General features: G+C 51.1%; 11 protein-coding genes. 6 read left to right on the plus strand and 5 right to left on the minus strand.

The features are described 5' to 3' along the window. Positions 1-33: 33 nt before the first annotated feature. The 5 genes from ABIK47_06950 to ABIK47_06970 form a co-directional block, all read right to left on the minus strand. Positions 34-1,626 carry a hypothetical protein gene (locus tag ABIK47_06950; protein ID MEO0020355.1) on the minus strand — a complete coding sequence of 531 codons (1,593 nt, stop codon included), beginning with the start codon at positions 1,624-1,626 and terminating at the stop codon, positions 34-36. A 127-nt stretch (positions 1,627-1,753) separates the two neighbouring features. Further along, complete coding sequence (locus ABIK47_06955; GenBank protein ID MEO0020356.1) at positions 1,754-2,890, minus strand: FAD-binding oxidoreductase; 1,137 nt, start codon at positions 2,888-2,890, stop codon at positions 1,754-1,756. Beyond that, positions 2,871-3,164, minus strand: a complete 294-nt coding sequence (locus tag ABIK47_06960) for a (2Fe-2S)-binding protein (GenBank protein MEO0020357.1) — start codon at positions 3,162-3,164, stop codon at positions 2,871-2,873. Before ABIK47_06960 ends, ABIK47_06955 begins: the two co-directional genes overlap by 20 nt. Continuing rightward, entirely contained in the window at positions 3,161-5,365 is a 2,205-nt protein-coding gene (gene sppA / locus ABIK47_06965) for a signal peptide peptidase SppA (protein ID MEO0020358.1), read from the minus strand. The genes ABIK47_06960 and sppA overlap by 4 nt, the downstream gene beginning before the upstream one ends. Next, the gene (locus ABIK47_06970) at positions 5,358-5,873 is read right to left on the minus strand and encodes a 4Fe-4S binding protein (protein MEO0020359.1); all 516 of its coding nucleotides are present in this window, start codon (positions 5,871-5,873) and stop codon (positions 5,358-5,360) included. The genes sppA and ABIK47_06970 overlap by 8 nt, the downstream gene beginning before the upstream one ends. A 302-nt stretch (positions 5,874-6,175) precedes the next feature. On the opposite strand from ABIK47_06970, the gene ABIK47_06975 reads away from it, so the two are divergent. From ABIK47_06975 to rlmN, 6 genes are read left to right on the plus strand one after another with little or no spacing between them, the layout of a single operon-like run. Next, positions 6,176-7,219: a rod shape-determining protein gene (locus ABIK47_06975; GenBank protein ID MEO0020360.1), complete on the plus strand. Its 1,044-nt coding sequence runs from the start codon at positions 6,176-6,178 to the stop codon at positions 7,217-7,219. 33 nt (positions 7,220-7,252) lie between these two features. Next, positions 7,253-8,059 (plus strand): rod shape-determining protein MreC, encoded by an 807-nt coding sequence (gene mreC, locus ABIK47_06980; GenBank protein ID MEO0020361.1) that lies wholly within the window; start codon positions 7,253-7,255, stop codon positions 8,057-8,059. Position 8,060: 1 nt separating this feature from the next. Further along, positions 8,061-8,501, plus strand: a complete 441-nt coding sequence (gene mreD / locus ABIK47_06985; protein MEO0020362.1) for a rod shape-determining protein MreD — start codon at positions 8,061-8,063, stop codon at positions 8,499-8,501. Then, positions 8,498-10,228: a penicillin-binding protein 2 gene (mrdA, locus tag ABIK47_06990; protein ID MEO0020363.1), complete on the plus strand. Its 1,731-nt coding sequence runs from the start codon at positions 8,498-8,500 to the stop codon at positions 10,226-10,228. Before mreD ends, mrdA begins: the two co-directional genes overlap by 4 nt. Next, positions 10,225-11,400, plus strand: a complete 1,176-nt coding sequence (gene rodA / locus ABIK47_06995; protein MEO0020364.1) for a rod shape-determining protein RodA — start codon at positions 10,225-10,227, stop codon at positions 11,398-11,400. Before mrdA ends, rodA begins: the two co-directional genes overlap by 4 nt. Next, entirely contained in the window at positions 11,401-12,429 is a 1,029-nt protein-coding gene (rlmN, locus tag ABIK47_07000) for a 23S rRNA (adenine(2503)-C(2))-methyltransferase RlmN (protein MEO0020365.1), read from the plus strand. Positions 12,430-12,777 lie beyond the last annotated feature (348 nt).

A 12,777-nucleotide genomic window follows, 5' to 3' on the forward strand; every position in this document is an offset into this window, starting at 1 on the left:
AAAAACCTACAACTTCCTGTAGAAAGAAGTCTATTATCTTGTAATCACCACCCTTCTCTCTATTGATGAACCGGTCTGGATGAAATATACCCCAGGCGCAAGATGGCGGACATCATTGGCACCGGGTTTTAAATCAAGCACCCTGCGACCAAGGGCATCTAAAAGAACAAATCGTTCGCTGCGATTGAAAGGTTGTGACTGCAAACAGATAACTTTCGAAATAACCGTGGCACAGATTGCACCTTGTCGCTTAACTGAGGAAGCCTCCTTGATACCAACCATCCCAAGCAGACTGACCGGAACAAACTGACACACAATTGGATTGTAACTCATCGGTCCCTGGTCTAAAACATAGAAGCCGGCAATTGAATCCATCAGATACATCACCACCACTGTATCTCCATTAGCGCCACCACCAATAATCAGGTCAACCACACAGGGAAAGCGGTGGGAAACAGTATTGCTCGGTGTCAGTTGCAATGCCTCGCCCCAAGTTTGTCCGTTATCATTGCTTGCAGCAAGCCAGATGTTTGAGCGCAATAAACCTGTCAAAGGCTCAACATTGGAGGAATCAAACTCCTCCCAGGCAACATAAAGTTTACCGTTATTATCCTCCCCGATACTTGGATGAGACACATAACTCGCATTATGACCAAGCGCACCTCTCAAATTTTCAGGTGCACATCCTGCCCGTCGCACCAGGGACCATTGTGGATTGTTCGTTTCGCACCAGTGCCAGATTCCAGCCGGCACAAGATACATAGTATCATTAATCACCGGTATTATATCGGCGACAAAATGCAGTTGGTCATTGCGGTCAAAATAGGGAAATGGTCCAAACAGGGAAAATAATGTCAGGGTATCTCCGCCATAGGCTGGTGGTGGTTCAAGCGCAATCGGGTCAGACCAGGATGCTCCACCATCGGTTGATAAGCGATAATAAAGTGAATCAACAGGGGTGGCAATTTTAACCCACGAAACAATAACCTTATTTGATGCGGGTGAAGCGGCGATATTGAATGATGGGTCTCCGGAATATGACATCAACATTGGGTCATCCCACCGGCACCAGACGACCACTCGGGAATAAAAAATGCCGTTCCGGGTTGCATCCTCCATCATCGCAATATGTGCCCAGCCAGTCTCTCCCACCGCAAGCACGGGCCAGAGATAACCTACAGGTCCTAAGCAGAACTCAAAAATTCCGGCACCTGGCTCGTAATCGCGAACAAGAACCGGTCTGATAGAACCACCTGAAGAAATATGGGCAACAATTACCGCTCTACCGGAATTTGGGTCTGTCTGAACATTGCCAAACCCGGCTCTCTCGGTAAAGACATTTATGCCTGAAGAGATAAAATCTGGCTCTATCCAGTGCCAGGTGCGCGTCAGATAATTATAAAAGTTGTAACGGATATTCCTGTCAGAAAAAGGGTATTCTGTTGCTGAATACATCCAGACCGTATGCAGACCATATTCGGGCGCATTGGCTAATGTCCGCTTTGCCGGTCCCTGCAACTGCCAGTCATAGGTGGTGCCCCCAATGGTATCAACCCTGCCGACATACAAAGAGTTGGCACCAAGACCTAAGACCATTACTATCATCAAAAGAGCCAACCTTCTCATTCTAACCTCCTTTAATTATTTAGCTCTTTTGCTTCCACCCTCCTGTAACCAAACCACGAACCCCGATTAATCATTCTGACAGAACAATTATAATAAATTTTATAAATTTGTCAAGGAGAAAGTAGGGCTATTTCATCGCCTCGGCTTTGGCAAAGGAGCGGTCAAGCCTGAACTCAGAAATGTCAATGGACGATTTACCGGTAGTAATCAACTCTGCCATCAAATAGCCTAAAGCCGGACCAAACATAAAACCGTGTCCGCTCATCCCGGCAGCAACATAAAACCCCTCAACCGGTGTCCTGCCGCAAATCGGATTGCCATCAGGACTCATCTCATACGAACCCGCCCATTGCCTTAAGACCTTGACCGACGCCAGTTTTGGTAAGAGGCGCACCATCCTCCTCGGCATCTCGGTAATGAACTCATCAGAAGCGTCAATCCGGTCTCCAGGGACAATGGGCACCGGTGTATAGCAGCCGATAAAATGACCTGTTTTATAATGCTGGACAAAGTAGCAGCCATCAGACCGGTAATCAACCAACATTGGCTCCAGACAACGCTCAACCGCCTCGGTAACCAGCGCCTCATGTCTATCAGGCTTTACCGGCAAAAAGACACCAGCAAGTTGAGCAACACCCTCTGCCCAGGGTCCGGCAGCGTTCAGGACAACCGGTGCATAAAACTCATCACCAGTTTGAGTGACCACCGAAACAACCTTATCACCCTGAATATTTATCCTCTTCACCTCGGAGTCTGTAATAACCTTTGAGCCTAAGCGCTCCATCCCCTTAAGATAGCCGTATGTTACCTTGAAAGGGTTTGCCTGTCCATCAGTTGGACACCAGGCACCTCCTAAAAGCCCCTCCTGGTTCAAACCGGGCACAATCCGGGCGCATTCATCAGGTGATATAAAATCTACCTTTAAACCATATCTTCTTTGTATTTCAATAGCCTGCAGAAATGATTTCTTGCGCTCCTCATCAAAGGCGAGGAAAAGATACCCACCCGCATACCATTCAATGTCCTCACCCAACTCGCTATCAAGTTCCATAAACATCTTGATGCTCTTGAGCATAACCCTGATGGTCAAATCATGGGTGAACTGGGCGCGAATCCCACCGATACATCTACCGGTTGAACCTGCACAGGGAAAATTCCTTTCAAGAAGGATAACCTTCAACCCCTGTTTGGCAAGGTAATAACCGGTGGCAGCGCCGATAATACCGCCACCAATCACTATTGCATCAGCCGTTCTTTTCTTCATATTTATATGAAGCCAAAAGACCCAAAGCCAGGGGTTTTAGCGGTGGTCTTGAGCAGGGGAACCGCTGTTTTGCCACTGGAATGCCGGTCTCCTCCTCAATCAAGCGGGCAATGATTTTCAAACAGCCCCTGCCACCACAATGACCCATTCCGGTTCTTAAAACCCGCTTTATCTCCTCAAGTGAATAATAACCTCTTTTAATCGCCCTCCTTACCTCATCCTCGGTAATCTCTTCACACCGGCAGACAATCACCGGCCTTTTACTTCTTTTCATCTCCGAAAGATATCGAGAAAAATGTTTTCCAGCCGCTCGCCTAATAACGAACCAATACCCATCCTTGCCTGTGGATAAAAGCGCACCTGATAATCCCCTTTTAACCCTGCCCTTTCTCGGCAGTGTTCAATCGCCTCCATAAAACCTGCAAGTGAATCAATTAGACCAAGACCTTTGGCATCCCTTGCCAGCCAGATTCTACCCTGAGCCACAGAATCAACCTGTTCATAGGTAAGGTTTCTCCCTTTTGCCACCTTTTTCACAAACTCCTGATAAAACCAGTCTATCTGCTCCTGAAACATTGAATCCTCTGCCGGTGTCAGCTCCCTCGTATCACCAAACGCATCTGCACGCTCACCCTTTTTCACCACCTGGCGCCTGATTCCAAGTTTATTATAAAGACCCTCGGTAATCAGGCGCAGACTGAATACACCGATTGAACCGGTGATTGTTCCGGGCAAGGCAAAAATCTTTGAACCGTTGCAGGCGACATAATAGCCTCCTGATGCTGCCAGACCTCCCATTGACACCACCACCGGCTTCTTCTCCCTTATTAGATTTACCTCACGCCAGATGGCGTCACTGGCAACACCATCACCTCCAGGCGAATCAACCCGCAAAACAATCCCCTTGGTTCTTTTGTCCTTTCCCGCCTCCTTTATTGCCCGACAAACCGTTTCTGAACCCGCCCGCCTTTCACCAGTTAGAAAATCGGTTCCGGACTCACCCTGAACAATACTGCCATTGACATATATCACCGCAATCCCTGCCGGCTCATCCCAGTGATAACTGAAATCCCTTTTATTGGCAAGCCCCTTCTCCCCCAGCCGCCCCCAGCCGCGGAAATCCCTTTTCACCATTGAGTCCAGTTCATCCTCATAGAGAAATGTGTCAATCAGACCTGAAGCCTTTGCCTGTTCTGCCCGGAAAAGCCCCTGTCCAATCAGACTCTCAACCTGCTCACTTGAAAGATTGCGGCTCTCACTTATCGCAAGCAAAAACTCCTCATAAATGCCCTCAACCAGCGCCTGCAACTGCTCTCTGTTTTCAGCGCTCATTGAATCCTCGGTAAAGGCTTCAACCGCACTTTTGTATTTGCCGTGCCGGTGCGCCTCCACCTTCAAACCCAGTTTTTCCAGAGCGCCTTTGAGAAATGTCGCCTGCGCCGAAACACCGGGGATAATAACACTCCCTAAGGGATGCAAAACAACCCTGTCAGCAGCCGCTGCAAAAAGATAGCCAACCATTCCCAAATCCTGGGCATAAACCCAGACCTGTTTATTCCTCTTTTTCAGATTGATGATGGCGCTCCGTAACTCCTGTGCCTGAGCAAGACCGATATCCTCATTCTTGACCTTCAGCACCACCGCCTTTACTCCCGGCTCCTTTTCCGCCTTTTGCAAAAGCCTCAAGAGGGAATATGTTGTCCTTGCCCTTCTCAAACCAAGAAGGCTGAAACCGGGCTTCTCCTCAACAACCGGCTCCTGCAGGTTTATCTCCAGATACCTCCTGCCCCTGGTAAAAACCTGATGCCTGAACTCCTGGCTCAGGCGCACAATCCCGCCCAATTCCGCCGGTCTCGGCACCCCGCAAAAACCAAGACCGAACCTGCCCAAACTCAGATTGACACCAAGGGCAAAATTAATCTTGTCCTCACCACCGAGCCTCAACCTTGCGGCGATATCAAACCCGGAAACCGGCTCTGCCTGAAAGCCAAAAAATGGCTGCAAAGGGTTAAGATAGCTCTCGGCAAAAACTGTCAAGCGCGGACCAAATGGTCTCACACCCGCGCCCAGACCAACCCTGCCAAAGTCCCGGTTCACACCCTGCCACAATCCGCCTATTGAAAGCCATTTCTTCGGACGCACCATCGCGCCCAAATCCCAGTGAACAACACTGTCTCTCACATAACGGATACCGCCGAAAAACCCATCCTGCCCTATCCCTAAGGCAACACCATAACGCAATGGTCTGGGCTCAATAAAACCTCCTATTGGACCGTTGCTCAAAACAAAACTGTTATTATTAAGAAATGCCTGCGACTGAAAGTTGTAAAGGTAGTAAAACTCCAGACCGCGACCCTTTCCCAGACCCGCAGGATTGGCAAATACCGCCAGACCATCATCGGTTGTGGCGATGGAAAGTGGCAATTGCGGCGTGATACTGAAAAAGACCAGTGAAACCAAAAAATTGCTAATCACCTCTTCCTCTCAACCTGATACTCCTCACATCATCCCAGAACCTCTTCGGCACCGCGACGGTAACAACCGCACACCGGTTCTGCGCCTTGGTATCAAGCACCCTTATCACCCGGGCTGAACAGACCTTTTGCCCGCTCCGGTCAAGACCGAAAACCCGCTCACCAACCTCAGGTCTGGGCAGAAGTTCATAGGGCAGGGTAACGGTCGCCTCCTTTTCCGAATATGCCCAGTTGACAACAAATATCGCCAGACCCGGACAGTGGGAAACACACAAACCGCAACCATTACACCGCTCAAAATCAACCTTGGGTACATCTGTCAGATTGCCCCCAATCGTGATTGCCTTTCTCGGACAGGCATAGGCGCAGGGGTTACAAGGGATATTCTCAACGCACTCAACCACAACCACCGGACCCCTTTTCAGCCGCTCCTGAGGCGGCAAAAGCGCCCTTTCCTTCAGCTCTCTTTTGGAGAGAACGCCTGTCTCTTGAAACTGCTTTATTTTCATAAATTTAAAAACACTGCCAAGACAAACGATTATAGAAAACAAACACCAAAGGTCAAGAGAAAGGTTCAACCCTTTTTATCCTCAGAACTAAGTGTACATAAAATTATACTTTACTCCTTGCCGTTAAAATGCATTATTCATTAAAAATCAACAACTTAACCAAAATCACATTTTTAACGGGGAACCGTACCCTATGCAGAATTGCACCCTCAACACCAAAGTTGCTTCGCTTTTAATTCCAAATGGATTAGACCGTGCGTTACAAACTTGACTTATTAGAAGGTTTAGATTAGGCTATTGGAGTGAGTATCTCCTCCTTTTTTCGCAGCATCACCGAGAGGTTTGTCAATGACATCGCCATTGACCTCGGCACCTCCTCCACCCTGATTTATGTTCGGGGCAAGGGCATCGCCCTGCGCGAGCCCTCAATCGTGGCGGTGGATGAGGCTACCCACACCGTTGTTGCTGTTGGCACCGAGGCAAAAAGGATGTTGGGCAGGACACCTGAGGGGATTCGTGCGGTCAGACCGATGAAGGATGGGGTGATTGCCGACTTCACGATGGTGGAGATGATGCTCAAGAGTTTTATCGGCATGGTCCAGCGCAAGAAGCTCTTTGTCCGTCCACGGGTGATTGTCTGCGTTCCTTCGGGTATAACCGAGGTGGAGAAAAGGGCGGTGCGTGACTCGGTTGAGGCGTCAGGTGCGCGCGAAATCTACCTGGTCTCCGAACCCATTGCTGCGGCAATCGGGGTTGGTCTGCCGGTAGAAGCACCCACCGGCAATATGGTTGTTGACATCGGTGGCGGAACAACCGAGATTGCGGTAGTGGCGCTTTCCGGGGTGGTCAATGCGGCATCAATAAGGGTTGCGGGTGACGAGATGGATGAGGCGATAATCAACTACATCAAAAAGAACTACAACCTAATCATCGGCGAGCAGACCGCGGAAACAATCAAAATTACCATCGGCTCTGCCTATGCCACCGGTACTGAAGAGACAATGGAGGTAAAGGGCAGGGATTTGGTCTCGGGCATTCCCAAAACCATCCACATCACCTCCACCAAGGTGCGGGAGTCACTTGAGGAGCCGGTCTCCCTGATTATTGATGCGGTCCGGCTTGCGCTCGAAAAAACCCCGCCGGAACTGGCCGCAGATATCGTTGACCGGGGGATATATATGTGCGGTGGCGGCTCGCTCTTGCGCGGTCTTGACCTCTTAATCAAGGAGGAAACCAACCTGCCGGTCTATGTTGCCGACAACCCGATTGAAAGCGTTGTCCGTGGTGCCGGCAGGATTTTAGAAAACATCGGTGTCAACGAAAAACTGATACTCCGCACCAAATAGCAGGAAAAAGGTGCTTGAAAAGACCAATCACCAATGCCGGGGAAAAGATTAGGTTCGGTTAAAGACCGCATATCCTGGTCGGTAATCCTTGTCTCCCTTATCAGCCTCTTCCTTCCCGATAATCTCAAACTGACAGTCACCTCTTCCTTGGGAACCGTCTTCCTTTTCCCCTTACGCACCATCTCCTCCTTGAGAACAACCATCGCCACCCTTGGCAGTGAAAACCGCCGCCTCTCCCAGCTTTGCGCTGAACTGGCACTGGAAAATGCTCGCCTGAAATCCCAACTACCCCTTAGAACCTCTCCACCAGCCGCCAAAATCATCCGCGCACCAATCATCGCCCGAGACCTCGGCACCTTGAAAAGGTTTCTGACCGTGAGTCGTGGCACCATTGATGGCATTCAAATCGGCGCGATTGCACTCGCACCTGAAGGTATTGTCGGCAGGGTGATTGCCGTTTCTACTCATCAGGCGCTTGTCCAGACAATCTTTGAACCCGGGTTTCGGGTTGCGGCGATGAACAACCGTACCAGGGATGTAGCGCTGATGAGCCCGACAAGCGAAAACCTCCTCTCCCTTGACTATGTTGCTCCTGATGCCGACTTTCAGCCTGGTGATACGGTTATTACCTCGGGACTGGGCGGCATCTTTCCCAAAGGTCTTGCCATCGGCGTTGTCAAAACCGTTAACAAAAATGAGGATGCCCTTTTCCAGTCTGTCCTTGTTGAACCCTTTGCCCCTATCACCAGGCTGGAACAGGTCTTCATCCTTTCTTTTGATTCCTTCCCCGATCCCTGGCTTGACAATTTGAAACCACAGGAAATCAAGATTCCTGAATAGTATGCGTCCGCTCTTTGCCTTTCTTTTCCTGTACCTGTTGTTCATCATCCAGGCAGGGTTCTTGCCCCAGGGTCCTGACCTTGCCCTCCTTGCCCTTATCGTCTTTGCCCTGCATGAGAACCGGCTCCTTGCCACCATTTTGGGATTTTTTGCTGGGCTGCTCTTTGACCTCGTCACTCCCAACACCTTCGGCATCAAGATGCTTACCTATAGCACAATCGGTTATGGTGTTGCCCTCCTGCACAACCTCTTCTATCGCAGCCCTTGGCAGCCGGTCCTTTTCACCTTTATTGGCATACTGTTCAAAACCGGGCTTGAGAGCCTTGCCGGGACAAGACCGCAACCCCTCACCCTTCTCCTTGCCATCACCATCACCCTCATCTTGAGCCCATTTGCCGAGCCTGGCTTGGCTCGGATTTTCTATAAGGAAAAGGAACGGTGAAAATTAGGTTCAGGCGCCTGACACAGATTGGGATTGCCCTCTTTGCCCTGCTCTTCTTAAGGCTCGGTTACCTTCAGGTCCTCCGCGGTGTTAGATATGCCCGGCTAAGCGACCGCAACCGCATACGAAGAATTGTCTTACCAGCCCCAAGGGGAAAAATCTTCGACCGCAACGGAGTCCTTTTGGCTGACACCAGACCATCCTGGACCGTTGCGGTAATACCAACAGAGACCAATGACAGTGCCCTTACCCTTCTAAGCACCATTCTCAATCAACCGGTTGAGGACATCAAGCGCCGGCTCGAGCCGATTGCCGCTTTTCCGGCACCTGTGAACATCTGCCGGGATGTGCCTTTAAAAACTGTCGCCCAGATTGAGGAGAACAACTTCCGGCTGCCCGGGGTACTCGTGCGTGTTGACCCGGTGCGCAACTACCCTTACAGAAATCTCTACGCCCATTCAATTGGCTATCTGGGCGAAATCACCGAAGAGGAGCTCAGTCGCGACACCAGTTATCGCCGCCTTGACTACATCGGCAAAACCGGCATCGAGGCAAAATACGAGAGGTATCTGCGGGGCAGGGATGGGTTTGAGTTTGTTGAGGTTGATGTCAGAGGCAGGGAAATCGGTCCGCTTTTGGAAAAAAGACCAGAGCCTCCTATTCCTGGCAAAGACATCCATCTGACGATTGACCACCGGCTCCAGAGCCTCGCCTATGAACTTACCGCAAAGTATGAGCGTGCCGCAGTCGTGGGCATTTTAGTCAAAACCGGCGAGGTGCTCTGTCTGGTGTCCCGCCCTGACTTTGACCCCAACATCTTCCTTTCCCCATTAAACGCTGCCCGCTGGGAGTCGCTTGTCTTTAACCCCTCCAAACCATTTTTCAACCGGGCAATATCATCTGGTTATCCGCCCGGCTCAACATTCAAACCGCTTGTTGCCCTCCTGGCACAGGAATTGGGTCTGGTAACACCGCAGACCACCCTTTTACCCTGCAGTGGTGTTTTTCGTTATGGCAACCGGGACTTCAAATGCTGGTCAAGACACGGCAGACTCAACCTCCTGGGTGCGATTGAGCAGTCCTGCAACACCTACTTTTATCAGTTGGGTATGCGGATTCGGGTTGACACCCTTGCCTCATTCTGCGAGCGCTTCGGTCTGGGCAGAACCACCGGGATTGACATTCCTGGAGAGGGAACCGGCAACATCCCCAGCCGTGACTTTCTCAACCGGCGCTACGGCAAAGGCAAATGGACCCAGGGGGTGATGCTCAACTTTGCCATTGGACAGGGCGAAATTCTTTTGACCCCTCTCCAACTTGCCCTTGCCTATGCCGGCATCGCCAACAACGGCTTTTATTACCAGCCGCGGCTCGTCTCCCATATTGACTCTGCGGGCAGAACGATTCTCTGTCCCGGCGGTGAGAGATTTGTTATCCCTCTTCAGCAGGAGGCAATCAATGCGGTTAAACGTGCCCTGACCAGGGTGGTCCTTTACGGCACCGGCAGGGCAGCACAAATCCAGGAGATAACCATTGCGGGCAAGACCGGCACCGCGCAGAACCCGCCCAGACCTGACCATGCCCTGTTTGTTGGCTATGCACCCGCTGAAGAGCCTGAGGTTGTCTTTGCCGTTGTCTGCGAAAATGCCGGACATGGCGGTGCGGTGGCTGCACCCATAGTCAGCGAACTGGTCCGCGCCTATTTCGCCAATAAAACCGGACAATGAAACGGCTTGATTTCACCCTGATTGTTACCCTCATTCTCCTCTTGACCATTGGCCTCCTTGCCATCTACTCCTCTGCCGGCATTCGCTATCTCCTCCGCCAGCTCATCTTCCTGCCGGTTGGCATTGCCGGCCTCTTGATCGCCTTTCTTGCGCCCCGACGCTTCATCTACGGTCTTGCGGACATCCTTTACGCCCTAACCCTAATCCTTCTGATTGCGGTCCTTTTTGTCGGCACCGGACCAGGTGCCCGGCGCTGGTTTGGCATCGGCTCCTTTACATTTCAGCCCTCAGAACTTGCCAAGATAACAACCGTTCTTATGCTTGCCAAGTATTTAGGCTACCGCCGGGAGATAAGGTTCAACTTCAAGAGCCTTGCCGGACCCATCCTCCTTGTCCTTGCGCCCATCCTTTTGATCCTCGCCGAGCCTGACCTGAGCACCGCTTTGATATTCTTGCCCGCATTTGCCGCAATGCTTTACTGGCAGGGGTTAAGACCGCTTTACATCCTCCTCCTCTTTATGCCCCTTTTCTCCTTTGCTGCCGGCTTCTCCCTTTATCTCTGGGTGCCATTTTTCATCATCCTCGCGGTCATTGTCTTTATCCGGCTCCGCCTTTTTAGGGCGATTCTTGCCCTTGGTGTGGGCTCGGTGTTCGGACTCCTCTCACCGGTCGTCCTGTCAATGCTCAAGGATTATCAAAGGGCAAGGATCATCGGTTTTTTTGCACCCTGGTTTGACCCCCACGGCATGGGCTGGAACGCAATCCAGTCGCAGATAGCGATTGGCTCGGGCAGAATCTTGGGCAAGGGCTATCTCCGGGGCACCCAGAAAAGGCTCGGGTTTCTCCCCAACCGGCACACCGACTTCATCTTCTCCGCCATCGCTGAGGAGTTCGGTCTTTTGGGCTGCCTTGTCCTCCTATCACTCTTTGCCCTCCTTATCTACCGCATCCTGCGCACCGCCTATCAGACCCGTGACCAGAACGGCGCCCTAATCTGCATCGGCTTGGGCACAATGATTGGCTATCAGACATTTGTCAACATCGCCATGCTCTTGGGGCTTCTGCCCATCACCGGGATTCCTCTCCCCTTTATCAGTTATGGCGGCTCATCCCTCTTTGCCTCAATGGTGATGCTCGGACTGGTCCTGAATGTTGCCTCAAAACCGGAATAGATGAAAACCGACATCAAAGGTTATACCCTTGAGGAACTGAACCTTTTAGGTGAAAAACTTGGCTGGGAAAGATACCGCCCTGTGCAGATATTCCAATGGCTCTATCAAAAGGATGCCGACAGTTTTGACCAGATGACCAACCTGAGCAAACAGTTCCGCGCGGAACTTGCCGAAAGGTTCTATATCAGCCGTCTTGAGCCCGTCCGCACCATCAAATCCGAGGACAGAACCACCAAATGCACCTTCACACTCCAGGATGGCAATCTGATTGAGTCGGTCCTCATCTTTGACCAGAACCGGCGCACCATCTGCCTCTCCACCCAGGCGGGCTGCTCCCTTGCCTGCCGCTTCTGCGCCACCGGCAGGATAGGGTTCAAGCGCAACCTCAAATGGTTTGAGATTGTTGAACAGGCTCAGGCGCTCATCCGCACCACCAATGTCAAACCCACCAACATCGTCCTGATGGGAATGGGCGAGCCGCTCTTAAACCTTGATGAGGTGTTAAAGGCGGTCAAGGTAATCAACTCCAACTACGGACTCAGAATCGGTGCCCGGCGCATCACCATCTCCACCGCCGGCATCCCTGAGGGAATCCTCCAAATTGCCCAATTTCCCCTACAGGTGCGGCTCGCCATCTCCCTCAACGCCACCGACGACAAAACCCGCTCAGAACTTATGCCTGTTAACAAACGCTACCCTCTAAAAACCCTCCTCAACGCTGCCAGGGAGTATGTCAAAATCACCAGACGCCGACTCACATTTGAATATGTCCTGATTCAGGGTGTCAACAATTTGCCTCTTGATGCCCAGCGCCTCACAAAACTTTTAAAAAACATCCCCTGCAAAATCAACCTCATCCCCTTCAACCCCTTCCCCGGCACAAAATTCCAGCCGCCCTCTGAAGATGATGTCAAACGGTTTGCCCAGACATTATATCCCCATCTACCCGCTGTCACCATTCGCAAATCAAAGGGTGGCTCAATCCAGGCGGGCTGCGGACAGCTCGCCGCCCTTATAGATAACGCCTGAACTTACCTTAACAATCGCTTTCCCTGCCACCTGAAAAGTGACAACCGCCTCTCCCCACTACTCCCAACCTGTCAGCACCGTCATCGCCCCTGAAAATACCGCCAGAAAACCAACGCCCAATATCCCATCCCAGACGACATTAAAAACAACCCAAAAGGCAACCTGCAAAACCCTTATGGGGACGGTATAGGGGGTGGGGTCTAAAATTGTTAAATTTATTGATAACACATTGAAATTCAAAGAAATATCCCGATTTTCCCGCCACCCAATCTGTATACTTATAAGTATACTTAACCAAACGGCAAAAACCCAGTCCTTTTTCCAAAAATTTATCCCAATTACCGCAAG

It is taken from the genome of candidate division WOR-3 bacterium (assembly GCA_039801245.1).
Classification (GTDB): Bacteria; Hydrothermota; Tepidihabitantia; order Tepidihabitantales; family Tepidihabitantaceae; genus JAOABP01.